The 24,634-nt window shown below is 62.1% G+C and carries 23 protein-coding genes and 1 pseudogene; all 24 read right to left on the bottom strand.

All coding sequences use genetic code 11. From position 1 onward, the window contains the following. Positions 1-9 precede the first annotated feature (9 nt). Positions 10-948: a glycosyltransferase gene (locus tag FJ959_RS13680; protein WP_181167681.1), complete on the bottom strand. Its 939-nt coding sequence runs from the start codon at positions 946-948 to the stop codon at positions 10-12. Continuing rightward, entirely contained in the window at positions 945-1,823 is an 879-nt protein-coding gene (locus FJ959_RS13675; protein WP_140565696.1) for a glycosyltransferase, read from the bottom strand. The genes FJ959_RS13680 and FJ959_RS13675 overlap by 4 nt, the downstream gene beginning before the upstream one ends. Continuing rightward, the gene (locus tag FJ959_RS13670) at positions 1,816-2,814 is read right to left on the bottom strand and encodes a polysaccharide deacetylase family protein (RefSeq protein ID WP_181175174.1); all 999 of its coding nucleotides are present in this window, start codon (positions 2,812-2,814) and stop codon (positions 1,816-1,818) included. Before FJ959_RS13670 ends, FJ959_RS13675 begins: the two co-directional genes overlap by 8 nt. Continuing rightward, on the bottom strand, positions 2,811-4,373 hold the full coding sequence (locus FJ959_RS13665; RefSeq protein WP_140630350.1) for a glycosyltransferase: 1,563 nt from the start codon (positions 4,371-4,373) through the stop codon (positions 2,811-2,813). Before FJ959_RS13665 ends, FJ959_RS13670 begins: the two co-directional genes overlap by 4 nt. Then, a complete protein-coding gene (locus tag FJ959_RS13660) occupies positions 4,370-5,464 on the bottom strand; it encodes an NAD-dependent epimerase/dehydratase family protein (protein WP_181172023.1) in 1,095 nt (364 codons plus the stop codon). Before FJ959_RS13660 ends, FJ959_RS13665 begins: the two co-directional genes overlap by 4 nt. Beyond that, positions 5,461-6,564 carry a Gfo/Idh/MocA family oxidoreductase gene (locus FJ959_RS13655; RefSeq protein ID WP_181167229.1) on the bottom strand — a complete coding sequence of 368 codons (1,104 nt, stop codon included), beginning with the start codon at positions 6,562-6,564 and terminating at the stop codon, positions 5,461-5,463. The genes FJ959_RS13660 and FJ959_RS13655 overlap by 4 nt, the downstream gene beginning before the upstream one ends. Continuing rightward, positions 6,548-7,540, bottom strand: a complete 993-nt coding sequence (locus FJ959_RS13650; RefSeq protein ID WP_140630345.1) for a glycosyltransferase — start codon at positions 7,538-7,540, stop codon at positions 6,548-6,550. The genes FJ959_RS13655 and FJ959_RS13650 overlap by 17 nt, the downstream gene beginning before the upstream one ends. Next, entirely contained in the window at positions 7,537-8,553 is a 1,017-nt protein-coding gene (locus FJ959_RS13645; RefSeq protein ID WP_140630342.1) for a glycosyltransferase family 2 protein, read from the bottom strand. The genes FJ959_RS13650 and FJ959_RS13645 overlap by 4 nt, the downstream gene beginning before the upstream one ends. After that, entirely contained in the window at positions 8,550-9,695 is a 1,146-nt protein-coding gene (locus FJ959_RS13640; RefSeq protein ID WP_181165248.1) for a glycosyltransferase family A protein, read from the bottom strand. The genes FJ959_RS13645 and FJ959_RS13640 overlap by 4 nt, the downstream gene beginning before the upstream one ends. 595 nt (positions 9,696-10,290) lie before the next feature. Continuing rightward, on the bottom strand, positions 10,291-10,590 hold the full coding sequence (locus tag FJ959_RS32275) for a hypothetical protein (RefSeq protein WP_246678924.1): 300 nt from the start codon (positions 10,588-10,590) through the stop codon (positions 10,291-10,293). A 76-nt stretch (positions 10,591-10,666) separates the two neighbouring features. Beyond that, positions 10,667-11,788: an aminotransferase class I/II-fold pyridoxal phosphate-dependent enzyme gene (locus FJ959_RS13630; RefSeq protein WP_140517481.1), complete on the bottom strand. Its 1,122-nt coding sequence runs from the start codon at positions 11,786-11,788 to the stop codon at positions 10,667-10,669. Between the two features lie 11 nt (positions 11,789-11,799). Next, positions 11,800-13,059: a cysteine desulfurase-like protein gene (locus FJ959_RS13625; RefSeq protein WP_140565709.1), complete on the bottom strand. Its 1,260-nt coding sequence runs from the start codon at positions 13,057-13,059 to the stop codon at positions 11,800-11,802. A gap of 11 nt (positions 13,060-13,070) precedes the next feature. Next, on the bottom strand, positions 13,071-14,060 hold the full coding sequence (locus FJ959_RS13620; protein WP_140630339.1) for a pyridoxal-phosphate dependent enzyme: 990 nt from the start codon (positions 14,058-14,060) through the stop codon (positions 13,071-13,073). A 14-nt stretch (positions 14,061-14,074) separates the two neighbouring features. After that, positions 14,075-15,061 carry an ornithine cyclodeaminase family protein gene (locus FJ959_RS13615; protein WP_140521280.1) on the bottom strand — a complete coding sequence of 329 codons (987 nt, stop codon included), beginning with the start codon at positions 15,059-15,061 and terminating at the stop codon, positions 14,075-14,077. 11 nt (positions 15,062-15,072) lie between these two features. Continuing rightward, positions 15,073-16,197 carry an aminotransferase class I/II-fold pyridoxal phosphate-dependent enzyme gene (locus tag FJ959_RS13610; RefSeq protein ID WP_140521279.1) on the bottom strand — a complete coding sequence of 375 codons (1,125 nt, stop codon included), beginning with the start codon at positions 16,195-16,197 and terminating at the stop codon, positions 15,073-15,075. A 20-nt stretch (positions 16,198-16,217) separates the two neighbouring features. Further along, a complete protein-coding gene (hisN, locus tag FJ959_RS13605) occupies positions 16,218-17,027 on the bottom strand; it encodes a histidinol-phosphatase (protein WP_140500676.1) in 810 nt (269 codons plus the stop codon). Next, complete coding sequence (locus FJ959_RS13600) at positions 17,014-17,748, bottom strand: ABC transporter permease (RefSeq protein WP_140500677.1); 735 nt, start codon at positions 17,746-17,748, stop codon at positions 17,014-17,016. Before FJ959_RS13600 ends, hisN begins: the two co-directional genes overlap by 14 nt. After that, the gene (locus tag FJ959_RS13595; RefSeq protein ID WP_140517485.1) at positions 17,745-18,443 is read right to left on the bottom strand and encodes an ABC transporter permease subunit; all 699 of its coding nucleotides are present in this window, start codon (positions 18,441-18,443) and stop codon (positions 17,745-17,747) included. Before FJ959_RS13595 ends, FJ959_RS13600 begins: the two co-directional genes overlap by 4 nt. Before the next feature lie 77 nt (positions 18,444-18,520). Beyond that, positions 18,521-19,312 (bottom strand): transporter substrate-binding domain-containing protein, encoded by a 792-nt coding sequence (locus FJ959_RS13590; protein WP_181172022.1) that lies wholly within the window; start codon positions 19,310-19,312, stop codon positions 18,521-18,523. 25 nt (positions 19,313-19,337) lie between these two features. Continuing rightward, positions 19,338-20,102: an ATP-binding cassette domain-containing protein gene (locus FJ959_RS13585; protein WP_140500680.1), complete on the bottom strand. Its 765-nt coding sequence runs from the start codon at positions 20,100-20,102 to the stop codon at positions 19,338-19,340. Between the two features lie 129 nt (positions 20,103-20,231). Next, the gene (locus FJ959_RS13580) at positions 20,232-21,713 is read right to left on the bottom strand and encodes a PLP-dependent aminotransferase family protein (RefSeq protein ID WP_140500681.1); all 1,482 of its coding nucleotides are present in this window, start codon (positions 21,711-21,713) and stop codon (positions 20,232-20,234) included. A gap of 223 nt (positions 21,714-21,936) precedes the next feature. Beyond that, a pseudogene (locus FJ959_RS32270) lies at positions 21,937-22,047 on the bottom strand (integrase); the annotation flags it as partial. 154 nt (positions 22,048-22,201) lie between these two features. Beyond that, positions 22,202-23,533, bottom strand: a complete 1,332-nt coding sequence (locus FJ959_RS13575; RefSeq protein WP_140500682.1) for an aspartate aminotransferase family protein — start codon at positions 23,531-23,533, stop codon at positions 22,202-22,204. A gap of 97 nt (positions 23,534-23,630) precedes the next feature. Further along, positions 23,631-24,608, bottom strand: coding sequence for a LysR family transcriptional regulator (locus tag FJ959_RS13570; RefSeq protein WP_140500683.1), 978 nt, complete (start codon positions 24,606-24,608; stop codon positions 23,631-23,633). Positions 24,609-24,634: the final 26 nt, after the last annotated feature.

Below are 24,634 nucleotides of genomic sequence, written 5' to 3'. Positions count from 1 at the left end.
CGCCTGTTTTCACCTGGCCACGTGCGCAAGCTGTCGCCGAATCCTGCGCCGCTGCTTTGCTGTCCACATCATGATCTTCAGGGCAAGCCGTTCGGCTTTGCTTCCGATCGTTGCAGGCGTGACATAGGGCGCGCGTGCCAGCCGCAGCGCCAATTGGAGGCGGAAATCCCGCGTTCCACTTTCCATCATATGCTCCGCGATCCAGTCCAGAAAAGCGGCGCGGGCGGGGTGTTTCCCCATCCGATCGTAGAGCCCTCGCTGAGTGGCAATCGCCGAGGCCGAACTGGAATGCTGCCGGTAACGTGCGAGAGTTACAGGAGTGATAAAGGCTGGGAATCGCAGGAATAGCTTCGCCCACAGAGCCTGGTCTTCATAGAGCTCAAAGTGCTCCTCAAAGCCACCAACCGTGCTAACCGCGCTTCTCCGCAAGAGCACGGAACAGGTACACGGAACGTGGCCGTCCTGCATCAGCACCAGCCGACCCAAAAGCCGGGGGGGCTGATGTAAGCGTGCGGCAAGTCCATCTGTCGGCTCGACCCAGTCGGAGCGCGCTCCATCCGGATACCACCATTTGGTCGGCCCGAAAATCATTGCGGCATCCGGGTTGGCATCGGCTGCCGCCAGGACCGTCTGCAGCATATGCGGCTCGTACAAATCATCTGCATCCAGGAAGGCAAGCAAATCGCCGCAGCTGGCCGCTATTCCGGCGTTTCTCGCTGCCGCGGCGCCACGCTTGGATCCGGGAGGCCTGCGCAGCACCTTAATTCGAGGATCGATTGCCGCGGCATCATTGGCGATCCTGATACTGTCGTCCGTCGAATTGTCGTCAACCAGCAAGAGTTCCCAATCTGCAATCGCCTGGGCCCGGACGCTGGCGATCGCTTCGCCCAGATTTGACGCCGCATTGAGGAAGGGGGTTATGATCGTCACCCGCGGCACGGAAGTCATCGCTGCAGCCGTCTTACGATGCTTCGCTTGCTCGTCTTCCAGGTTTCGCGCGCGAGCACTTTCCAGATTGCGGAACGAATGCGGAAGGAGGCGCCCTGATCCGCCATCACCCCATTCAGCCATCTGAGAAACGTGATACGCGCGGCTTCGTCAGCGCCTGCCCTGGCAGAAGCGGCAGAGCAGCTTTCGACGTGCTGGCGGTATCTCGCCCAGGTCTGGCCGGACACGTAGACCGGCGCGAATGCGAGCGCCTTCGCAAAGAAGGTCTGGTCTTCGAACATCAGGCGGAAGCTGTTCTCGAATCCCCCGAGCGTTGCCAACAAACTTGAACGCATCAGGGCGTTGCAAGTTGTCGGCGTCTGGGCTTGGTTCTGCAGCAGCAGTTCCAGCAGCACGGGCGGATCGTATCGGGCGTTCGGTTCGACTCCGAGCGGGTAATAGTAGTCCGCACGACCAGCAAGCTTTGCCCAGCTATGCCAGATCAACGTCCGGCCGTAGATTAGACCGAGCGTCGGATCGTTTTCCATGATGCAGACTTGTTCGGACAGCTTTTCGGGCAGCCATGTATCGTCTGCATCGAGAAACGCGACATAGGCGCCCCGCGCCTCGGCCAGCCCGCGGTTGCGCGACGCGCTGATACCATGATTGCCCTTGTCGGGATGGGAGAGTAGTCGCACCTTGCCTGGCAGGCGCTGCGCATAGTCGCGCACGATGACAGATGAACGGTCCGTCGAGCCATCGTCGACGACGAGGAGTTCCCAGTCAGTGAAGCTTTGACCTACAACGCTGTCAATAGCTTCCCGGAGGTATCTCTCGCCGTTGAACACGACGATGATTGCCGTGACGCGCGGTTCTCGGCATGCATGGTCAGCCATGGCAAAAGACCGCGCGCCGGAACTCTCTCTCACCCCAATCAGCGACCGTGACCCGCGGCAGTCGGAAGGGGTCGACCCTGAGCCCAGCTTCACGCGGCAGGGTGGTTACTGCATAGTCCATGCCAGCAGATCTTACCGCTTCGGCGGTGCTGTCATCGAAGTCTCCGAAGGGGTATGCGAATCCCGCCACCCTCCGCCCTGTGATCTCTTCGCATTGTTGGCGGCTAGCGGAGATCTCGCGTTCAAGACTGTCCCGTTTCAGCAACGGCAGGGATGGATGCGTGCAGGTGTGGGCACCGATCGAAACGCCATCGGTGTCGGCGAGATGCCGCAGCTCCGAATGAGTCATGGCGCGGTCACGCCTTCGGGGGCTGGCGTCGGTTCCTGCCCATCTTGCCAGCTGCTGCAGCGCCCTCCTCCGTTCGTGTACTCTCAACGGCTTCAGCAGTGCGTGCAAGCCGAAATGGAGCGCCGTGCGGCTGATGACGAGATTCGATTTCGCGCGCGTGGCGTCCTCCGTCACGAGCCAATCATAGTTTCGGCCTGCGATCTGGATCGCGAGCCTCTCCGGGAGAGCAGGCGTTTCCAAAGTGATGCGCGACAGAATATCCCACCAGAACACTGAGGGGTCGGTGAGCGCGTGGGTGGTGACGAAGACGGTCACAGGAGCGTTCATGCGTAGCATGATCGGCACGGCATTTTGCACGACGTCCGCATAACCGTCGTCAAAGGTGACTGCCGCGGCATTTCTCGCTGGCTTTCCGTCCCGAAGCCGTTGTGCCAGCCATTGCAGGGGAACAATATCGCGCGCCTTTGTCAGGATTTCGATTTGGCGTGCGAAATTTTGTGGCGAGACCGAAAGTTCCCAAGGATCGACGCGCGGTTCTCCGACGCGATGATACATCAGCACGAGCGGCCGGTTGTAACCGGCAAGCAATCGGCCCCGTCGCAAGAGCTTGCTGAGAGCTTGACGCACTGTCACGCCGCTCATCGCCTGAAAGCGCGCGCGGCGACAATCACCGGGCAACATGGGTCATGCACATCGAGCATTGCCGAATTCAGCTCATGCTCCGCCAAGCCATAGAGAAACCCGGTAGCCGAATAGGCGTTTCCATAGTGGCGGACTTCGACATTCTCCACCCCGAACCTGTCTGAGAGAAGCCGGCCCAGTGCCGCCGGGGTTATCGACCAGAACCAGCTCTCGCCCCATTCTCCTCGGTCAATCGGGCTTACCCAAGGGACCGTGACCAGAAGCACGCCTCCCGGTTTCAGCATCCGCCATAGGGTTGCAACCGCGACAGGCATGTTGAAAAGGAGGTGCAGTGTCTGGGTGAGCACGATGCAGTCAAATGTCTCGGGCGGCAGGTCGTCGCCGTTGGCCAGATCGCCCACGAAGGTTGTCAGCGGGTGACCTTCATATCGGTTTAGAACGTCGCTCCTGGCAACTCGACTGCCTCCGAAGCGGGTCGTATAGGCGTTGTCCCCGATCTCCAGAACCCTGCCGGATATGTTCAGCGAACATGATGCGAGGAAAGTCTCGACATAGCGGCGGTCCACTGGCTTGCCGCGATCAAAACCGAAATTTGTACTGAAGGGCAGCGGGCGGCTGAGGTCACCGAACCGGACGCCCGATCGGCGCCGACTTGACCAGCCCTTGAAACGCTGCCGCAGCATCATGGTGGTCTGCAATGGCGCTGCGAGCGAAACGGCAATGGTGTTCAGGAGCTGACTGCCGAGCGAAGAACGGGATCGAACCGCTGTACTAAGCTGTCCCAGTTGCATGTGCGCATAATAGCGTTTCCAGTTTTCGACGCCCTGATGGTAGGCGGCCGTCCAGTCTGGATTGGTCCGCGCAAGATTCCTCTGCCGGCCAAGGACTTTGAGCGCCGCGCGCAACATCATCGGATTGCTGTTGGACATATTCGTTGCGTGCCTGCGGTAATCTGCGAGACACTCCGGGGTGCATGCGGCCTTGTTTGCCCGAAACAGGCGAAGGTAGACGTCGTAATCCTCGCAAGCCCGCAGGGATCGGTCAAATCCGCCAGCAGCCTCCAATGTGCTACGCCGATAGAGCACTGTCGCATGCATTCCAATCAGGTTGCCGGTCAAGAATCCGGCATACGGGTCCTCTCCCACCGGCCTCAGCGGAACTGAATTCCTGACTGCGCCGGCCTCATCGATGTAGCAATAGGCTCCATAGACCAAGGCGCAATCCGGACTGTCATGGAACAAAGCAAGATTGGTAGCGAGCGCCGTCGGGCGCAGCCTGTCATCGGCATCCAGGAACGCGATGAATTCGCCACGTGCTGCCTTCATTCCCGTATTGCGGGCAGCGGCTAAACCCTGGTTTTCTTGGCGGATGTAGTGGACGTCGACATACCGGCGAACAACATTTTCGGGATTGTCGAACGAACCATCGTCCACAACGATGATCTCATCGGGCCGCACGCTCTGGTTCCGGACACTGTCGATCGCTTCCGCGAGAAATCGAGCATGGTTATAGGTCGTAATGACAACCGAGACACAGGCTGCGGCGGGTCTGACGGTCATCTTTCGCCCACTTGGCTCTGCGCAGTCGGGTAGCCGGCAAAGGTTAGCCATGCGACTGAGCGCCGACATGCCTCCTCGAAGCCGACCACCGGCTGGTATCCGAGCTCGCGCTCGGCCTTGGCCGACGGGAGTTTCACCCGACACCGGTGCAACAGCGCACGTTCTTCAGATACCTTGATCTTTGGAGCCATAGGCGGCCTCTGATCGAGCCCTGATTTCCGCCACTCGGCATAGCCTACCTTTAGTCCGCTACGAACGGGTCTCGGGAGGCTTCGGACAAGCCGCCGGTAAAGGTCGCCATCTCTCAGCCATTGTGTCCAGTTCGGCGCGAATGACAATGGCGCGGAAACCGAAATCGCAGCCAGGTCGAAGCCCAATGCCTCGGCGATCGGGCGGCAAAGATCTGCCCAACTTATCCTTTCGCGGTCCCCGACCAGATAGGTTCGCCCAGCCGCCTCGGGCACTTCGATGGCAAGCTTGATCGCATGAACGACATTGTCGACATAAGCGCTGTTGCAGATGCCATGGCCGCCATCCACCAGATAGGCAGAGCCGTCGAGGAGATCGTTGGCGAAGCCCCCCGTCCAGCTGGAGCGCGGGCCAAAGACAATTCCGGGCCGCAGTACCACCACCTGGACTGCACCGTCCCGTGACAATTCCCCGAGACGACGTTCAGCACGAACCTTGGCATTGTTGTACTCGACCGTCTGGCCGTCGTGCAGCGCGCTCGTTTCGTCCGTTCCGGGCGGCGGCGATTGGCCATGAACGGATGCGCTACTGAGGTAGACCAGGCGAACGACGCCCGCAGCGGCGGCGGCACGATAGACAGGCTCGACGGCATCGACGATCGTGCGACTATCACCGGCAACTGCATGAACAACGGACTGACAGCCAAGAAGGGCCGCAGTAAGAGCCGGAACGTCATGCGCGTCCGCCACCCTTCCATCGATCGCAAAGCGGGACAGGCTGGCGAAAGCACTCGGCCTGCGAACGATCGGCCTCACCTCAGCCCAGCCGGAAAGATGCAGCAACTCCACTGTCCGGCAACCTATGAAGCCGTTGGCGCCAAGCACGGCAACAGTGCCGGTCATTGTCTGGTCTCGGCGGAAGCAATGACGTGGCGAAAGTCTTCTGCTCCGAGCCAAGGCATGTCCAGCCGTTTCCGTCTGGCATAGCATTCCTCGATTCGCTTGAGCACGTTGCGCCCCGCTGTGGCTGACCCGGAAAGGAGGGTTCCATTTCGGACCGTGTCGACCAAGTCCGAAATCTGATCGCAGAACGCGTCGACGAAATCGCGCGACCGGTCGTCGGTGTCGGTGAAGGAGGCGGTGGCTGCCGTGCGGCATCCTTTCAAGGCGATCTCTACAAGCTCAGTCTCATTGACTGCCCAAGAAATCGAGCCACGTTCGCCCTCAAGACGGTAAAGGTTCGGACGAGCCCAATCACGGCTCAGCCGGACCGTTGCCTCGAAGCCGCCAAAACCTAACCGGACAAGGCAGTTCGCCTCGACGCCGCCCATTGCGTCATCGGCGTAGTGGATTTCATGGGGCTCTCCGAACCACCAGGTCAGGAGGTCAAGGCAATGCGTGCCTATGTCCTGAAGCACGCCACCGCCGGATTCCGCGCGGCTGAAATAGCTCGTCGAAGCGACAGGCCACTGGAAAGGGCCACCCTCAAAACAACAGACACCTTGAATTTTTCCGATCAATCCGCCCTCGACCATGGCCTTTATCGATCGGGTGGCAGGGAACTGCCTTCTGACGAGGCCTGTTGCCACATGCAGATTGTTGGCTGCCGCTACCGCCAGGATAAGGTCCGCGTCGGAGCTGCTCGTGGCCATCGGCTTCTCGCATAGAACATGCATGCCGGCCCGCAACGCCTGCATCGACTGATCAAGATGGTATCGAGGCGGGGAAGCGATGATCGCCACATCGGCGCCCACAGCCAGAAGGCCGTCGAAACTGGCTGCAACCTTCGCTCCGGGCAGCCGCGCCTGCACGACCGCGGCCGATTTCGCTTCGGGATCAAAGATGGCTGCGACTGCGATCTGGCCTCTGCCTTGAAGGCGCGACAGCGCTTCCGCATAGTAGAGCTTCGTGACGGCGCCACATCCGGCCAAAACGAGACGGACAGGCTCACCTTGCCGCAGCCGTGCCGGCTGCCGTTGCACAGTTTCAATTTGGGCGGACAATCTCGCCTCCCTGCTTCGCAACGAGCCGCAGCATACGTCCAATTGTCTTGAGCGACGGATCGAGTTGGAAGGCTTCACTCATTTGCGCGAGGCATCCAGCCCAATCACCAGAGCCAAGCAACCGCCGCCCGGTTTCGAGAGCGCTTTGCGAATAGGTCCGCCGAGCCGATGCGGCGACATCGTCCGCGAGTTCGCTTGGAAGATAGCTCTTGAAAATATCAATCGCCATTCGCGTGTAGGCCATGTCCGCGGCATTCCGGATATGGCGCCCTGTGTTCGATTGCGGGTGCATCCGATAAAGCGCAAGGGCTTGCGGTTCGTACCAGACAGGAAAACGAGAAGCGATGCGTATCCACATCTCCCAGTCTTCGCTGCATTTCAGCCGCCGGTCGAAGCCGCCGAGTTCTTCGTAGACCGCGCGTCGGACCGCGATGGACGGCGTCATGATGCGCTGTTCGAGCGCCAATCGGACCACCGCATTCTCAAGCCTTCCGGAGATTGACTGCATTGCAGGTTCGATTGACAACTCCTGTCCGTGGGCGTCCATGAAGACCGTCCGGCAGAACGCCGCTCCTACTCTCGGATCCGCATCGAAACCCCGACCGAGCAATTCGTAAAATTCTGGTCGGACGGCATCGTCGCCGTGCAGGAGATGGACAAGTTCCCCCTGGGCTCGGCTCAGACAGGTATGGAAGTTGCCGATGTGGCCGAGGTTTTGCGGCTGGCGGAAAAAGCCGACACGCCTTCCCCCGATTTCGTTCACGACTTTTTGCGGATCGTCGGACGAACAATCGTCAACCACTTCGATCTGCATATGAGCCGGGTCAGGGGCTTGCGCGAGCACGCTTTGCAGCGTTGAGGCAAGAAAGCGGGCGCTATTATAGACGGGGATCATCACCGACCACTTCGGACGAACAGCCGCCTGTGGCAATGACGGGACCGGATCGCGATTCTCGAAGTTGCGGAAAGCCGTCATCTCCCGAGCACCGAGGATTTCAGCAGGAGCAGTGCCAACCGCGCGATATCGCGTTTCGGCACGTTGTTTCCGCCAGTGCCGCTTCGCAGCAATCGTAGGAAGCACGATCTGGCCGACGGCAAGTCACCTCCGTTCAGATACTGCTTCGACCATTCGTAAAAGTAGCGGGAACAGCCGCCACGGGCAAACTGTGCCCCACGGGCATCCATGACATTCGCCATTCGCCGGTAGAATCCCTCGATCGCATCAAGCCTGAGCGGGCTTGGCAGCGCCGATACAAGCCCACCCGGGTGCAGACGATAGATACCTGCCACCTCGTCGACAAAGGCGAGGTCTGCTGTCTTTGCGCAATGCACATACAGCGGCCAATCAGTAATCGGAAAGAAATCTGCATACCAAGACGGTACATCCCGAACGCACGCGGTTCGCATCATACCGCCGCAAGTGGCGAAGGGATTGCCTTCCCAAATTTCCCTTTGTGTGATTAAGGGCTTCTGATCCCGTGGCGTCCACCGCCGCGACGTGATCTCGTCGCCGTGCGCCACGAGCGCATTGTAAAATATGGCCGAGAGCTCAGGATGCGCGTCAAGATGGGCCACCTGATCTCGCAGCTTGGTCTTGGATGTCCACAGGTCGTCGCCATCAAGGATCGAGACATAGCGCCCGCGCGCAACCCGGAGTCCTCTCGCAACGACCTCGTTGGATCTCAAATTGCTGCCAGAATAGATCGCCGATAGTCTTTCGGGATAATCGGATACATACCGCTCCACGATCTCCCGGGTACCGTCCGTCGAAAAATCTTCGCTGATCAGGATCTCGACACCGGATTCCGTATCTTGCATGAGAACGCTGTCGATCGCTGCCGCTACGTAGCGAGCGTGATTGTAGGTGACAATGAGCACGGTCACACTGACCGTCGGTTCATTCAATGTCCGCTCAAAAGTGCATTCTGCCCTCTGAGCCAAATTGCGGCCCGACGACATCTGCTCTTCCGACAGCAGCAGCTTCTTCATTCCAAGCCTCTAAGGAGAAACGGGCTGTCTGAGCCGCTGCCCTCTTGGGGCATTGCAAAGGTTCCTCGTTCGGGATGCTGCGCCAAATAGCCTCCGCAGGGTCCAAGTTTGCTGTCCATTGCAGCCAGATTGTTGAGCAAGGCACGGTAATCAGTATTCTCGCCGCGATCGAAAAGCTCATCGACAGCGTAGTCCCAGAACGGTTTCCCAATCCCCGAGCTGCGGCCTTCGCGTTCCAGTTTGGTTCCTTGCTTCGCCTTGCGCCGGAAAATGGCAAGCGTCGCACCGACGACTTTCGCGAACTGCGAGGGCGATCGCCAGAGCACTCTGGCGAAGTTCATGCCGACGGCAGCAAAGCGGCGCCTTTTAAGCCCGAGCCTGGCGATCTCGACATCGTTACGGAACATCACATCCGATAGGATCGGGCTCACCATCTCGCTGCAGCGAGCAAAGAGGCTCTCGAGCACCATCCGACGCGAGATGAGCATTCGGACGAAATCTTGCGACATGGCTCCTGGCGTTCGGCGGTATCCGACCAAGTGCTCCTTGACGACATCGAATCGGTATTTCGAGGCGATACTCAATTGGAGGAAGAAGTCCTCACAACCCTCCGCACCGTTTTCGCGCAGTCGCGAGGAATAGCCACCCATTTCGAGTAAGACATCGCGCCGGAACATTGCCGAACTTCCGTGACCGATAAAGTTCTGTCCGAGATGCTGCATGAATACCCATCCGTGCGGGTGCATGCGCTTAGGCGTAATGATCGCCTTATCATCGGCATCAATCGTCCGGTAAAGCGTATAGACAAGCCCAACATCATTGCCTGCTGCAGCGAAAACACGCAACTGCTTTTCGAGTTTGGTTGGGTGCCAGAGATCGTCGGCGTCTATAGGTGCTATATAGATGCCCTTGCTTGCACGTATCCCCGTATTCCGCGCCGACGCGACGCCACTGTTCTTCTGTTGGAGCAGCTTGATACGCGGGTCGTCATTGGATAGTCGGCGGACGATTGATGCAGTTTCATCAGTCGAACCGTCATCAACGACTATTATTTCGATGTTTCTGTAGGTCTGGTTTATCACCGACGCCAAGGTGCGTTCGATAAATTGTTCTGCGTTGTAGGCAGGGATAATGACAGCCACGAATGCGTGAGTAGGACATTGTGAGTTGCTCGTAGAACAACTCCCCTTGGTGCGGCCACTTCCCTTCACTGTCACCCGGCCTCTGAGCTCTGCATGTACTGCTAAACGGCCGCTGTCCGGCTCACTAACATTTGGGGCCACGCACACTGGACGGCCCTCGCGCGGCCTTCTTAGGTGGCCGATCCATTCTCTTTGTGCCACAGCCCATAGCGTATTTTCCTTTCGCCCCTGGCCGACTTGGGGTTCGAAAACTCACGCAATAGCCCACGCTGCACCCTGACTAAGTGACCCAAAATGATCTCGCCCGTGCGTAGAGCCGCCCACGCAGAGTGGCGGATCCGAGAGTATCTGCTGTTTCTGCAATCTATGCCCCTGGATGGCGAGTAGATAGATCGTCAAAAGCGGTACCCGTTAAGGAAAATTCGCGACCGTTTCGGGATGCCGCGAGAATAAACGGTCTCTTTGCTGCGCGCGTTCACGAATGTCACGAGCTGACTGAATCGCACCCAAGACTGCGGAAATTCGCCTTCCATCTGGAGTTTGCCCTGGGACCGGACAAATTGAACAAGCAGGATTGCCGGCTGATGGCGCGCGATCAACCTACTACGATCAGCCCGGCACCGCCGTGGATGACACAGCGCTCGTCGAGACGATGGGTCAAATCTCCGACAGCTTCGAAGCTTACGGCTATCGCCGCATGCAGGCGGCGCTGCGGCAGCGCGGCATCGTCGTCAGCCCCAAGAAGGTCAAGCGGTTGATGCGCGAGCGTGATCTGCAGCCCAGGATCAGGCGCCGCTTTGTCGCTGGCTGCCTCCGCCCGCCCGATGATGAAGAGCGGGGGTGCCTCGCCCTGATCGATGCGGCACAGGAATTTCCAGATAGACCTTACTGCCATCGTCGAAGGGCGCGCGTCGGCCTCACCCGGTGCCCCGGCGACGGCCGCCTTCGGCGGCAGGACATCGCCGTATATGTCACGACCTTTGCCGGGAAGAATGCTTGCGAATCGCTGCGGAGATCGCCGCCAGGCCACCCCGCAGTTCGTCCTCAAGAGGATAGAGGAAGCCGACACGCATGTGGTTGCGCGGCATCTCGAACCAGTGGCCCGGACCGACATAGGTGCCATAGCTTTCCAGCAGGTCTGCGTAAAAGTCGTCGAAATCGAATCCCGGACCATGACGGAAACGGGGGAAGCAGACCACACCGCCCTGGGGCTCGACCCATTCGATCAGCTCGTCGCTCTCAATCCAATCGCGCATGATGGCAAGGCGTCCGGCCAGCACTGGCGCCTGCGCGGCGAGGAAGGCGTCGCGGCCTTCCAGGATGCGGGCGCCGATCCACTCGTCGACGACGCTGCCGCAGATGCCGATCTGCTCCTTCGCCGCCAGGAAGCGCTCCATCAAGTGCACGTCGCGCGTCATGATCCAGCCCACGCGGATGCCCGGCGCGCCGTAAGCCTTGGACAGCGAAGCCACACTGATCGCGGCGGGGCTGAGCGAGGCGGCGGGGGGCAGCATCTCGCCATGGGTCAGGTCGCGGTAGGTTTCGTCCACCAGTAGCCTGCATCCCGCCTTTTCGACCAAGGCGATCAGCGCGTCCAGTTGAGGGCGGCCGATCATCGTGCCGGTTGGGTTATGCGGGCAGGTGATGCTGACATAGCGGGTGTTCGGGCGCAGAGCGCTGGCGACGGCATCGATGTCGAGGCCGAACCGATCGTCGAATTTGAGGTCGATAAAGGTGATGCCGCAGCCGATGGCGCGCGGCGTCTCGATGTTAGTGGCATAGTTCGGCCGCACCACGACAAGATGGTCGTCGCGCGATAGAAGCGTGGTGGCGATGATGAACAGCGCGCCAGCGGCGCCGGCGGCCACCAAAACGTTGTTGGGGCCGAGGCCCTTGCCCTGCGCGGCTACCAACGCCCGAAGCTCAGGGTCGCCGCGATGCTCGCCATAGGGCAGCAGCAGGTCAGGGACGGAGAGATGGAAATCGGACAGCTTACGGTCTCGTACGGAGCTTTCCGACAGGTTGAAGCGAATGCGGTCATAGCCGTATTCCTCCGGTGATTCCTTCTCGATCACCATGCGTGCGTAGTCCATGCTTTCCCCCGTCAGGCTGCCAGCCGGGCGACGGCCAAAACGGCCTGGTCGACCTCGTCTGCTGTGGTGTAATGCGATAGGCCGAGCCGAGCGACGCCGCCTTGCTCGCGCAGGCCGAGCAGGCCGGAGGCTTCATAAGCGTAGAAATCGCCGGCCCAGCCGAAGATGTTTTCGCCCGCCAGCGCGGCTGCGATCTCCTGCGGCGACCTCTTGGCCAGCCGGAAGCTGAAGGTGGGCACACGGGCGTCCAGCCGGTTGCGGCTGGCGATGCCGCAGAGCTTGAAACCGGGAATGCCGGCAACACCCGCCAGGAACCGGTCCATCAGTCCGGCTTCGTAGTCGGTCGCCGCCTCCAATCCCGCCACGATGCGCTGGCGCAGCGGCGCGGCAACGTCGACGCCGGCGCACTGCTCGCCGAGCCAAGCGATGTGCTCGATCGCCGCCTGCGTGCCGGCCTGCGCCTCGAAGGAGGGAGTGCCGGGGGTGTGGCGCCACGGCATGTCGAAGGAGGCGGGCCGCACCTTGAGCGGCGTGAGCCGGTCGCGCAGCTCCGGCCGTATATACATGACCCCGGCGTGCGGACCGAAGAACTTGTAGGCAGAGCATGCGAGCAGGTCGCAGCCGATCGCCGACACGTCGAGGGCCAAATGCGGCGCCGACTGCACGGCATCGACCATGGTGACGGCGCCGGCAGCTTTACCAGCAGCCACGATACGGGCAACGTCGTTGACGGTGCCAAAGATGTTGCTCGCGTGATTGCAGGCAACCAGACGCGTGCGCGGGCCGATCAGTTCGTCCAGCATGTCGTAGCGATATTCGAAGGTTTCGGTATCGAACTCGAGCCAGCGGACGGTGACGTCACGTTCCTCGGCTGCGATGATCCACGGGCCGACATTGCCATCATGGTCCATGCGGGTAAGCACGATCTCGTCGCCCGGTTTCCAGTCGCGTGCCACCATGCGCGAAAAATGGAAGATCAGCGAGGTGCTGTTGAGGCCGAAGACGATCTCGTCCGGCTGTGCACCGAGCAAGGCGGCCGCCGCTGCATGCGCTCCCACCAAGATGCGGTCGCTATCACGCGAGGTGTGGAAGGCACCGCCCTCGTTGGCGCAGCTTCGCAGCATCACCTCGCTCATGCGCTCGACCACGCGTGCCGGTACTTGCGAGCCGCCCGGCGCGTCGAGATAGATACGTGGCTTGCCGTCGTCGGTGATCGCCAGCGCCGGGAAGGCCCCGCGCACCGCCTCGATGTCCCATCGTCCAGTCGTCATGGAATTCCCTTTCAGGTCGGTCGCACCGCCACGATCGCGGTCGTCAGTTCGTCGTAGTCGAAATTCCCGCCGCACAGCACGATCGCATTGACTTGGCCGCGGTACCGTTCCGGGTGCTTCATCAGCCCTGCCAGCGCTAGGCCGGCTGCACCCTCGACCAATAGATGCTCTTCGATCGCGAGACGGGCGAGCGCGCCGGCGATCTCGGCTTCGGAACAGATGACCACATCGTCGACGACCGACCGGGCGAGGCCGAGCGTGACTGAATCCTCATCCATGCCGCCGGCGACGCCGTCGGCCAACGTCGGCAAGTGCTCGACATCGATCACCTTGCCCGCTTCCATCGACGCTGCCAGCGCCATGCTGTTGGCGGCCGCGCAGCCGATGATCCGCGTGCGCGGACTGAAGGCCTTCATCACGGCGCCGATGCCGCCGATCAACCCGCCGCCGCCCATGGCGATGAAGACATTGTCGATATGCGAATGCTCTTCCAGCAGTTCGAGCCCGATCGTGCCCTGGCCAGCAACAACATCGGGATCGTTGTACGGAGATACGTAGACGAGTCCCTTCTCCTCGCCCAGGCGGCGCGCGTGCGCCTCGGACTGGCCGCTTTCGTCGCCATGCAGGATCACGTCGACGCCAAAGGACCGTATGCGCGCCAGTTTGGCCTTCGTGACATTGTGCGGAAGCACGACCGACAATTTTCGGAACAGGCGCGACGCCGCGAAGCTGGAGGCTATGCCGTGGTTGCCGGACGAGGCGGTGACGAACGGCCGGCCCCCGGTCGCATCGTCCATCGCGGTCAGCTTCGAGAAGGCGCCTCGCGCCTTGAAGGAGTTGGTGAACTGGAAATTTTCGCATTTGAACAAAACGGTGCTACCGATCGCGTCGCCGACGGCGGACGCGCCCAGCAGCGACGTCTTCGCGATATGACCGCGGATGCGGGCATGCGCCCGCACGGAACGCGCGGCAGCGGCGGCGATGTCACCTTCGTTCGACATGGTTCTGTCCTGGGTCAAGAGTTTGCGGCTGTGCCGGCGCTCGCGAGGATGGCGCTGGCGATTGCCGCGTCCTCTGCGCCGAGGCCGGTCAGGTCGGCGATGCTGATGTCGCCAGGCTTGCGCGTCAATGAGCCAGTCCGCAGCGATACGCCGATCTCACCGATCCGCTCTGGCTCGACGAGGCCGGCCGCGATGGCATGAGCGAACTCGCCATGGTCGATGCTCTGCAGGGCCGAATCGGCGAGCAACGTGTCGGCGCGCGCGACCAACGTATTCTCCAATTCCTGTTTGCCGGGCGCATCGGCTCCGACGGCTGTAATGTGCGTGCCGGGCGCGATCCATTCAGCGCGCACCAGCGGCGCGGTCGCGGGCGTCGTGGTGACAATCACTTGTGAATCGGAACAAAGGCCGGCGAGCGAGCCGACTGGCGATACCTGGAGGCCAAGGTCGGCCACGTCGGCGGCGAAGCGTCCCGCCGCCGCTGGGGAGCGGCCCCATACCGCGACCGAAAGCGGCTCGCCGTGAGCCAGCGCTCGCAGCGCGCGTAACTGCATGCGTGCCTGGGTTCCGGTGCCGACGATGCCGAGGCGCGTCGCGCCCTTGGGCCAGCACAGCCGGGTCGCCAGCGCGCCGGCATAGCCAGTGCGCCAGTCGGTCAGCATGCCTTGGTCGAACAGCAGCGCTACCGGTTCGCCTGTCGTGGCCGACAGCGCCACCATCATGCCGTTGCCGCTTGGAAGGCCCTTGGTCGGATTGTCGTAGAACCCAGTCGCGACTTTGACGACGAAGATCGACGCGCCCGATACATGGGCGCATTTCACATGGCAATCGCCGTTCGCCGCCGCGAATCCCATGTGGACGACGGGCGGCTGCTGGACTGCCCCGGCGCTGTAGGCGACGAGGCTTTCGCGAACGGCCGCAATACCGGCGGCGTGGTCGAGCCGCCGCAGGATCTCCGCTCGGTCGAGGATGAGCGGCATGTTTGCGGCTGGCCTAGCCATGGTCGTTCCGTTCAGGCCGCCGAGCGGGCAAGGCCGCGCAGGAAAAGCTGCACACGTTCCAACCCGCCTTCCAGGACATGCGCCGGCGCGCCGATGCCGACGCGGAAATAGCCGTCCATGCCGTAGACGTCGCCCGGCGCGACAAGCACGCCCTGCTCGTCCTTGACGCGATGCGCCAGCTCGGTCGAATTTATCGGCAAGTGATAGCGCACGAATGCCATGCCGCCTGCCTGCGGCGGCGCCAGCGAGACCAGCCCCTCGTTGGCGCGGACCCAGCGCACCATCATGTCGACATTGCGTGACAGGAGGTCCCGGCTGCGGTCGAGGATCGCCTTGCGGCGCGCCGGCTGCAACACCATCGACGCGACCAGTTCGCTGACCGCGCCGGTAGTGATGGAGGTATAGTCCTTGCGCTGCCAGGAGGCATAGATCTCGGCAGCGGGGCCGACCAGCCAGCCGATGCGCAGGCCCGGCATCGCCATCGCCTTCGACAAGCCGCTGGTGACGATGGCTTTCTCATAAAGGTCGACGCTGCTCGGCGGCTCGAGGGTACCGTATTCGGCTCCCTTGTAGACCTCGTCCGTATGTAGCCAGATGCCGTTGGTGCGTGCGATGGCCACAATTTCCCCGAGCAGGTCCGCCGGCACCACGCGTCCGGTCGGATTGTTGGGCGTGCAGAGCGTGATGACCTTGGTGCGGGGCGAAATCGCCGCGCGGATGTCGGCCGGATCGGGCAGCCAGCCCAGTTCCTCGCGCAGCGGCACATCACGTACCACCGCGCCGAGCGCCTTCGCCCATCCCCTGATCTGCAGGTAGTTGGGGACGACGACGATGATCTCGTCGCCCGGCTCCAGCAGCGTCATCGCCATCAGAAAATTGGCTTCGGCCGAGCCGTTGGTGACCATCACCTCGTCGACCGTACGATTCTTGTATGTGGCCGCGATCGCCTCGCGAAGGACGACGGCACCGTTCGTCCAGCCGTAACCGAGTTCGGCGGCAAGCACCTTTTCGCGTTCCTCCGGGCTCAGCAGTTCGTTGAGCGAATAGGGGTGTACCCCGCTATCGGAGAGGTTGTACTCGACGATGTTCTCGTAGAGCGACTGGATGCGTTCGAGGGTGAATTCTTCGATCTGCATGTGTGTACGATTCCTCTTCTTCAGGAAGCCGCGCGGGCCGGTGAGGTCGCGTTGGCCAGGATGCCTAGCACAGTTCTGTGCAACTCAGGTGTGGCGCTGGCCACGACGGAACGGCGGCCGGAACGGATCGTCAGCTCGCCGCCCTGCCAGTCGGTCATGACGCCACCGGCGTTACGCACGATCGGGATCAGTGCGCAATAATCGAAGGCGTCCAGCCCCCCGTCCACATTGATGTCCAGCGCGCCGTCGGCGACGCGGCCATAGGCATGGCAACCGCCGCCATAGACGCTCCAGCGCACCTGGCGGCGCAGCCTCTTGTAGGCGGCCGTATCCTTGTCGTCGAAGGATTCCGGGTTGCCGTTGCCGACAAGGGCCTCGCTAAGGTCCTGGCAGGCGCGCGTGCGTACGGGCTTGCCGTTGAGGGTGGTCGGCGAACCGTCGGCGCCCAGCCAGCGCTCGTTGGTGACGGGATTGTCGATGACCCCGAGCATGGGAACGCCGTTGCGGGCCAGCGCGATCAGCGTGCCGAAGGTCGGAATGCCGGTGATGAAGGCTTTGGTGCCGTCGATCGGATCGATGACCCAGACCCATTCCGCGTCGAGGCCGACGGACCCAAATTCCTCGCCGAGGATGCCGTGGTCGGGATACGCCTCCTGGATGCGCGCGCGCAGCCTCTCCTCGACCTCCCGGTCTACCGCGGTGACAGGGCTTGCATCGCCCTTGGAAACGAAGCCGTGTTGCTCGCTGAGCGCTTCCTGGATTGTCGCCCGGCTGACGTCTGCCAGCGAACCGGCGAAAGCCGTAAAGGTCTTGGGGTCAGATGCCGGCATTGTCGGCTCCCTCTATGAGTGGGGTTGCGGGTTCGTCCAGAGGACGCGTGTGTCGTGAAAGCCTGTATTCGAGGGCGCGCAACGCCGTGGTGAGCACGTAGGTAATGGTGAGGTAGATAAGCGCCGCGGTGATGAAGAGCTCATAGGGCGCGAAGGTGCGGGCGACGATCGTGTTGGCGGCGCCGGTCAGCTCCATGACGGTGATGGTCGAGGCGAGTGATGTGGATTTCAGCATGCTGACCACCTCGTTGCCGTAAGCCGGCAGGGCGATGCGGAAAGCGCCCGGCAGGATGATCGTGCGGTAGGTCAACGCCGTCGACATGCCGCAGGCACGCGCCGCCTCGATCTCACCGGCTGGCACCGCCTCGATGGCGCCGCGCAGGATGTAGGCGGTGTAGGCGGCCGTGTTCAGGCTGAAGGTCAGAATGGCGCACACCCAGGCCTGGCGCAGATATGGCCACAGAAAGCTGTCGCGAACGACCTCGAGCTGGGCGAGACCGTAATAGACAAGGAATATCTGGACCAGGAGCGGCGTGCCGCGGAAGAAGTAAATGTACCAGTGCAGCAGGAGGCGCACCGGCGCCGGGCCGCTGACGCGCAGGATGGCGACGGGAAGTGCCACCGCCATGCCGCAGAAGAGTGAGGCGACGAGCAGTTCGATCGTCGTGACGGTGGCCGACAGCAGCGCCGGCAGGCTCTCGACCATAAGCTCGAAGTTCATCGCGCCAGCTTCCTCTCGCCGCGCGTCGCACGCCGTTCCAGCGCGTCGACAATCGAGGTGTTCAGTATGGTGAGCAGGAGGTAGATCAGCGCCGCGGCGAGGTAGAAGCGGAAGGGTTCGCCATTGACCTGCGTCGCCATGGTGGAGATGCGCATCAGCTCCTCCAGCCCGACGATGGAGATAAGCGACGTGTCCTTGATGAGCGAGATCCAGTTGTTGCCGAGGCCGGGCAGCGCGTAGCGCCACATCAGCGGCAGGCGGATGTGGATGAAGCTGGTCGCGGCCGACATGCCGAAGGCATCTGCCGCCTCGATCTCGCCCTTGGGAATGGCGAGATAGGCGCCGCGCAGCACCTCGGCCGCGTAGCCGCCGAAGACCAGGCTGAGCGCGAAGACGCCGGCCGGCATCGCCGGCACTTCGAGAAAGTGGATGCTGGGGTCAATCATCTTCGCCAAGCCGGTCAGGGCCACCGTGCCGCCGAAATAGGCGATGAGGATGATGAGGAGTTCGGGCGTGCCGCGCACGACCAGAGTGAAGCCCCGGCCGATGGCGCGCAGCACACAGTTCGAGGAGAGCTGTGCCAGCGCGCCGAGAATGCCCCAAACGAGGCCGACCGCCAGCGACAGCAGCGCGACCTCGACGGTGGTCATGAGCCCGCTCGCGACCTCCAAACCCCATCCCTGGAAAATGTCCATCTGCCGCTCCTGCGGTGGCAAGAAGAAAGACGCCGGCCATCGGGTGAAATGGCCGGCGATGAACCGTACGGCTCGGCCTAGTTCGATGCCGGCAGCACGCTGAACGACCAGTACTTGTCGTTGATGGTCTTGAACGTGCCGTCGTCGATCATGGCCTTCATCGCCTTGTCGAGCTCGTTGCGCAGGCCGGCATCGTCCTTGCGCATGCCGATGCCCACGCCTGGCCCGAAATACTTCACGTCCTTGATCTCCGGACCGATGAATTTGTAACCCTTGCCTCGGTCCTTGTTGAGGAAGTCGTTGGCGAGCTTGATCGGGCCGGCGAAGACGAGATCGGTCCGCTTGGAGGTCAGGTCGAGCAGCATGTTGTCGGCCGTGTCGTAGAGCTGGATCGTGGCCTCAGGAAAGTTGTCTCGCATGTAGTTCTCGTAAGTTGAGGCACGCTCGATCCCGATGGTCTTGCCCTTGAGACCATCGGGGTTGGGCTTGCCGTCGTCCGTCAGCGGCTTGGCATCGCTTCCGTCCGGACCGACGAACCGGGCGGTGGAGGAGCGGTACGGGATCGAAAAGTCGATGCTCTTCTTGCGCTCGTCGGTGATCGACATCGACGCGGCGAGAAGATCGAACTTGCCGGCGACAAGGCCCGGAATAAGCGAATCGAAAGGCATGCAGACAAAGGAGGCGTCGGCGCCGAGGCGCTTGACAACTTCCTTCGCGACATCGATGTCGAAGCCGCGCAACTCGCCGTTCGCGTCCTTGTAGTTGAACGGCGGGTATGTGCATTCACTGCCGACGCGCAGGTCGCGCGCCGAGACCTGCGCGGCGAAGGCGGCGAGGCCGGCCGCAAGCATCAAGACAAGTTTTTTCATCATGTTCCCCTGTTGTTTGTCCTGTTCAAAGAACGCGCTGCAGGAAGGCCCGGCAGCGCGCCGATTGCGGATCGCCGAGAACCTGTCCCGGCGGGCCGCGCTCCTCCACCATGCCCTGGTGGAGAAAGAGCACCTCGCGCGAGATCTCGCGCGCGAAACCTATTTCATGGGTGACGACGATCATCGTGCGTCCTTCTTCGGCGAGCGTGCGCATGACCGAGAGCACCTCGCCGACCAGTTCCGGGTCGAGCGCGGAGGTCGGCTCGTCGAACAGCATCAGCTTCGGCTCCATCGCCAGCGCGCGGGCGATGCCGACGCGCTGCTGCTGGCCGCCGGAAATATGCGCGGGGTAGTGGTCGCGCTTCTCGAACAGCCCGACCTTGGCGAGATAGGCCCCGGCTCGCTGCCGGGCCTCCTGTTTGGACAGGCCGAGCACCTTCATCGGTGCAAGCATCACGTTGTCGAGCACGGTGCGCTGGCTCCACAGATTGAAGCTCTGGAAGACCATGCCGATGCGGCTGCGGATGCGATTGATCTGGCGCGCATTCAGCTTCGCGCGCCCCGAACTGCGATCCAGCGTCAATTCCTCGCCTTCCACCGCGATCGTGCCGGCGTCGGGAATTTCCAGAAGATTCATGCAGCGCAGGAAGGTGCTCTTGCCCGACCCGCTGGCGCCGATCATGGTGATCACGTCATGGGCATGGGCGACCAGGTCGACGCCTTTCAAGACTTCCAGAGCGCCGAAGCTCTTACGGATGTTATTTGCCCGCAGGACGGTGTTTTGGTCCATGTCCACTTGGTGCCCTTGCCTCCCGATCGGCTGGACACGGAGATTGTCCCGGAAGCGCGGCTGCCCAAAGAGCCAATTTCGCCGACGGGCAGCGGACCAATTCCAGTCCCGTGGGCTGTGAATGCGTCGTCAACCGTGTTCGAGGATAGTCTGCGCGAGGATGTCGACGCAACGCGGGATGCGGCGGACCGACGTGTTGCCGAAGCCCAGCACAAGACCCCTCGGCTTGGTTTCCCGGCGTGCGTAGCGCGAGAGTGGTGGGCAGTCCAGCCCCTTCTGGAGCAGTGTTCGCGATACGGCCACGTCGTCAAACGGTTCGCGTGCGTGGACGGTCAGGTGCAGGCCGGCGTGAACGTCGGGAACGTCGAAGCCGTCTCGCAGCTTTGCGCGCAGGCATTGTGTCAGGCAGGCGGCGCGATCGCGGTAGATGGTGCGCATACGCCGAAGGTGCGAGGCGAGTCGCCCCTGGTCCATGAAGTCGGCGACCAGCGCCTGGTCCGGTAGCGGTGCGTAGAAGGAGAAAATACGCTGGGCGAGGGCGAACGCCTCGACCAGCGGCATCGGCGCGATCAAATAGGCGAGCCGCAGGCCGGGCGCCAGCATGCGGTTGAACGAGCCGGCATAGATGACCCGCCGCGGATCGCGCGCGTAGAGCGTCGTCTGCGCTTCGCCCGACCAGCGGATCTCGCTATTGGAATCATCCTCGAATATCCAGCCGGGCCGGTCCGCCGCCCAATCAAGCAGCTTTTGCCGGCGATCCGACGTCATCGTGCAGCCGAACGGCCATTGCTCGGTCGGGGAGACAACGGCCATACGCGCCTCTCGGACCATCACGCCGGCGGCTTCTGTATCGAAGCCTTGCCTGTCGAGCGGGGCGGGAACGGTGACAAGGCCGAAGGCTTCCAGCGTGGCGATCTCGGGCATGTGGCAAGGATCCTCGACCAGAACGGTGTCGCCGCGGTCGAGCAGAACATGAGACGCGAGAGCGGCCGCTTGCAGCGTATTGCCGATGACGATGATCTGTTCGGGACGACAGTTGATCGCTTTAGCCTCCGCCAGATAGCCCGCGATGCGGGTGGCCAGCAGTGGCGCGCCGCGCGAATAGTCATAGCCGGTGTGGGCGCTGGCGTGCTCGCGCCAGCGGCGGCTAGCGATCTGAGCGAACTCGTCATAGGGGAACTCGTTCAGCGCCGGCACGCCGGCGCTGAGATCGTAGGTCTCGATGCGTTCCGCTGGCAGGTTCATGTCGAGCAGCGCCTGGCCGCGGCGCGAGGGTGCCGGGAGCGCATTTGGACCTGACACCGGTATGACCGCCGTCTCGGCTCGGGGGTGATTGTCTTCCGGCAGCATGGTTTCGACGAAGGTGCCGGCGCCGATCCGACGTGCGACATAGCCCTCCGTGGCAAGTCGCTCATAGGCGAGGACAACGGTGTTGCGCGAGAGCCCGAGTTCCTCGGCCATGACGCGGCTTGGCGGCAGGCGCGCTCCTGGCGCCACGATGCCATCCCGTATCCAGCGGCGTAACTGCTCGAAAAGTTGCTCGTTCAACGGCGTGCCACGGCTGCGGTCGAAGACGATCCTGTTCCAGCTGGGATAGTTGAAAGCGTGCATGTCTGTTCACCGGCTACGGCGGGACCTCACGAGCGGCGACGCAGCCATAAGGATGATCTTCCTATCGAATTGAAATCACCCTATCACATGACGAACGATGAGCAGAAAGCCTTCTCTGCATGCGTCGAATGCCAGCTTTCAGCCACTGGCAGCGTTCACCAAATGGCCGAGATGCACGCGCAAATTGTTCACGGCTCCACTCGTGAAGTGGAGCCGCTCTTGATCACACCTCAGTTGCCTCGGCAAGTTCGAGAGCATCTTCTACATCGACTCCCAGATAGCGGACCGTGTTCACGATCTTGCTATGACCGAGCAAAGACTGGATGGCTCCCAGAGGATAACTGACCTCAATCCAACAAGCATGTTTCTGACAGCTCAGCCTCCGCACGTCGACAGAGCCGGTTTGGGCGGGCCCGGTCCTTTCCGAATGATTCTCTCTGCTGCTCAGCCGCCGCCAAAGGTTTGTGCCCCTCCGAGCACAGGAACCGTTATTGACCGCTGAATGCCGCAAAGCTTTTTTCGAAGCGGTCGACGACATCCTCGATATCGGACATTGCCAAGCAAAGCGGCGGACACATGCGGATGACATTGCGGTACGGTCCCGAGCGGCTGGCGACGAGCCCGTTGCGGCGCGTTTCCTCGAAAATGGCGAGCGTCTCCTCCGGCGCCGGCTCTTTCGTCGCGCCGTCCTTGACGAGTTCGATCGCAAGCATAAGCCCACGGCCCCTGATATCGCCGATGATTGGAAAGCGCTCCTTCATGTCGTTAAGGCGACCCTTGAGCACCGCGCCAACATCCCGGGCGTTCTCCTGGAGTCGTTCCTCTTTTATGACCTTTAGCACGGCTCGGCCGGCCGCGCATGCCACCGGATTGGCGCCATAGGTGTGGAACAGAAATTTATCGGCCATGGATTCAGCGACATCTCGCTTGGCGATGACCGCGCCGAGCGGGATGCCGTTGCCCACACCTTTGGCGATGACGACGATATCGGGCACAATGCCATGGGATTCAAACGCCCAGAAGGCATCGCCGGTTCGGGCGACACCGGATTGCACTTCATCAATGATACAGAGACCGCCGGCCGCGCGGACACGCTCGACAGCGCCGGCAATGTAGCCCGGCGGCATCGGCACGATGCCGCCATAGCCCTGCACCGGCTCGATAATCATGCCGGCCAGCCCGCCGCTGGTTGAACTCGCTATGGCGCGCTCGACCTCGTCGAGATAGGGCTGCAAGCCTTCGCCATGAATGCCGCGATACTGGTTGGGCTCGGCCACGAAAGTGACCCCGCCAAGCTGGGGCACGGGATGGCGAAAACCCGCTATCCCGGTCACCGACTGCGCGCCGAAAGTGGCGCCGTGATAGCTCGAGGCAAGCGCCAGCATGTCGATGTTGCCGGTATGCGAGCGCGCCATCAGCAGCGCAAGATCGATCGCTTCGGCCCCGCTGTTGGTGAAATGTACGACCCAATCGTGACCGGCCGGCATCGTTGCCACCAGTTCCTCCGCGTACTGAGCCGGAACCGGGTGGTAGAACATCGTCGTGCAATGCGTCAGTTCCGCCAGTTGCTCGGTGGCCGCCTTGACCACCTGCGGATGCGCGTGGCCGACCGAGATGCAAAGATTCATGCCGAGCAGGTCGATGTATTTACGATCCTTCTCGTCCCAGACATACTGGCCCTTGCCGCGCTTGAGGATCAGCGGGTCCTTGTAAGGAACGAACTTGCGCTGCGTGGCCGAATAGAAGCGGTTCCGCCGATCGACGATGGCCTCGGTCGACCAGTCGATGTCCAGGTTGGAATGGACGTGCGGAGCGTTCATGCCGTGTCTCCCGTGTTGCGAACTCCTGGATTGAAAACACGGAATGCGCGGCGCGCACACCGCCAAACCTCCTTATCAGGATAACTGATGGAGTTGATTAGTCATGCGACGAGGGGCGATCGACGGCATAGCAGTCGGCGGGAAGGCCAGGCAGGCGGGTGCTGATCGCGTTGGTCAGCACTTCCGCGGTACGCGTGGCGAAAGCCTCGGGGAGGTTTCCGAGCTCCCGCTCGCGCGCGACCAGAAGGATGTTGCGCGACAGCCCGGTGAACGGCAAGGGATGGACGTCAATCTCCATACCCTCCGCCAGCCCGTCGATGAGCAGGGTCGGCGTCAGGATCGCAAAGCCCATGCCGGCCGCGACCGGCGCCATCACCACGCTGGAGCGGTCACCTTCCATGGCACGCGGGATCTCGATGCGCAGGCGGCTCAGATGCTGGTCGACGCGCAGGCCAACCGGCGTCTCGCGCGAGAAGCGCACGAAGGCGAGCTTCTTGGAGAGCTTGACGATGTCACCGACATCGCCGGCAAAACCCTTTGGCGTCACCAGCAGGAATTTTTCGGTCATCACAGGATAGCGCGTCAGTCCCTCGATCTCGAACAGCTCGCCGGAGGTGACGGCGAGGTCGGCGCGGCGGGCCCGCAGCAAGGCGACGTGGTCGGTCGCCAAACCCGCGAACAGGCTGAGCTCGGGAATGCCGAAACCCTTGCGGGCAAGGACCGAAAGCGCCGGCGCCAGTGTTGTCGCGATCGACGCCAGAAGCGCGATGCGCAACAGCGGCAGCGGTGCTGCATTGACGCGCCGCGCGTCGGTGCGCAGGCCCTCGACCTCGGCCAGTATGGCAACGGCGCGGCGATGCAGCGCGATGCCGGCTTTGGTGAGCTCGATCGGCCGCAAATTGCGATCGATCAGGCTGACGCCGAGCGCGCTTTCCAGGTTCTTCAGATGCTGCGAAGCGGCCGATTGAGTCATGCCCAGCATCTGTGCCGCCTGGGTGACGTGCCTGGTCTCGACGATGGCGACGAAAACCTCGATCGATCGGAAAAGGTTGAAATCGAAACTGCCGCTCTTCACCCGCAACTCCGCCCGTGAAGCATCAT

Origin of the sequence: Mesorhizobium sp. B2-2-4 (genome assembly GCF_006442375.1) — a bacterium.
Taxonomy (GTDB): domain Bacteria; phylum Pseudomonadota; class Alphaproteobacteria; order Rhizobiales; family Rhizobiaceae; genus Mesorhizobium.
The sequence above is the reverse complement of the archived record's forward strand: the minus strand, read 5'-3'. Positions and strand labels throughout refer to the sequence as shown.

What these genes read in the sequence shown, in the direction of transcription:
- FJ959_RS13585 (WP_140500680.1), bottom strand. Translation starts at nt 20,102, where the DNA reads ATGGACCAAAACACCGTCCTGCGGGCAAATAACATCCGTAAGAGCTTC.
- FJ959_RS32275 (WP_246678924.1), bottom strand. Translation starts at nt 10,590, where the DNA reads ATGGCAGTAAGGTCTATCTGGAAATTCCTGTGCCGCATCGATCAGGGC.
- FJ959_RS13650 (WP_140630345.1), bottom strand. Translation starts at nt 7,540, where the DNA reads ATGACGGCTTTCCGCAACTTCGAGAATCGCGATCCGGTCCCGTCATTG.
- FJ959_RS13590 (WP_181172022.1), bottom strand. Translation starts at nt 19,312, where the DNA reads ATGAAAAAACTTGTCTTGATGCTTGCGGCCGGCCTCGCCGCCTTCGCC.
- FJ959_RS13680 (WP_181167681.1), bottom strand. Translation starts at nt 948, where the DNA reads ATGACTTCCGTGCCGCGGGTGACGATCATAACCCCCTTCCTCAATGCG.
- FJ959_RS13675 (WP_140565696.1), bottom strand. Translation starts at nt 1,823, where the DNA reads ATGGCTGACCATGCATGCCGAGAACCGCGCGTCACGGCAATCATCGTC.
- FJ959_RS13625 (WP_140565709.1), bottom strand. Translation starts at nt 13,059, where the DNA reads ATGACGACTGGACGATGGGACATCGAGGCGGTGCGCGGGGCCTTCCCG.
- FJ959_RS13600 (WP_140500677.1), bottom strand. Translation starts at nt 17,748, where the DNA reads ATGAACTTCGAGCTTATGGTCGAGAGCCTGCCGGCGCTGCTGTCGGCC.
- FJ959_RS13660 (WP_181172023.1), bottom strand. Translation starts at nt 5,464, where the DNA reads ATGACCGGCACTGTTGCCGTGCTTGGCGCCAACGGCTTCATAGGTTGC.
- FJ959_RS13580 (WP_140500681.1), bottom strand. Translation starts at nt 21,713, where the DNA reads ATGCACGCTTTCAACTATCCCAGCTGGAACAGGATCGTCTTCGACCGC.
- FJ959_RS13630 (WP_140517481.1), bottom strand. Translation starts at nt 11,788, where the DNA reads ATGGACTACGCACGCATGGTGATCGAGAAGGAATCACCGGAGGAATAC.
- FJ959_RS13645 (WP_140630342.1), bottom strand. Translation starts at nt 8,553, where the DNA reads ATGAAGAAGCTGCTGCTGTCGGAAGAGCAGATGTCGTCGGGCCGCAAT.
- FJ959_RS13665 (WP_140630350.1), bottom strand. Translation starts at nt 4,373, where the DNA reads ATGACCGTCAGACCCGCCGCAGCCTGTGTCTCGGTTGTCATTACGACC.
- FJ959_RS13575 (WP_140500682.1), bottom strand. Translation starts at nt 23,533, where the DNA reads ATGAACGCTCCGCACGTCCATTCCAACCTGGACATCGACTGGTCGACC.
- FJ959_RS13615 (WP_140521280.1), bottom strand. Translation starts at nt 15,061, where the DNA reads ATGGCTAGGCCAGCCGCAAACATGCCGCTCATCCTCGACCGAGCGGAG.
- FJ959_RS13670 (WP_181175174.1), bottom strand. Translation starts at nt 2,814, where the DNA reads ATGAGCGGCGTGACAGTGCGTCAAGCTCTCAGCAAGCTCTTGCGACGG.
- FJ959_RS13610 (WP_140521279.1), bottom strand. Translation starts at nt 16,197, where the DNA reads ATGCAGATCGAAGAATTCACCCTCGAACGCATCCAGTCGCTCTACGAG.
- FJ959_RS13595 (WP_140517485.1), bottom strand. Translation starts at nt 18,443, where the DNA reads ATGGACATTTTCCAGGGATGGGGTTTGGAGGTCGCGAGCGGGCTCATG.
- FJ959_RS13620 (WP_140630339.1), bottom strand. Translation starts at nt 14,060, where the DNA reads ATGTCGAACGAAGGTGACATCGCCGCCGCTGCCGCGCGTTCCGTGCGG.
- hisN (WP_140500676.1), bottom strand. Translation starts at nt 17,027, where the DNA reads ATGCCGGCATCTGACCCCAAGACCTTTACGGCTTTCGCCGGTTCGCTG.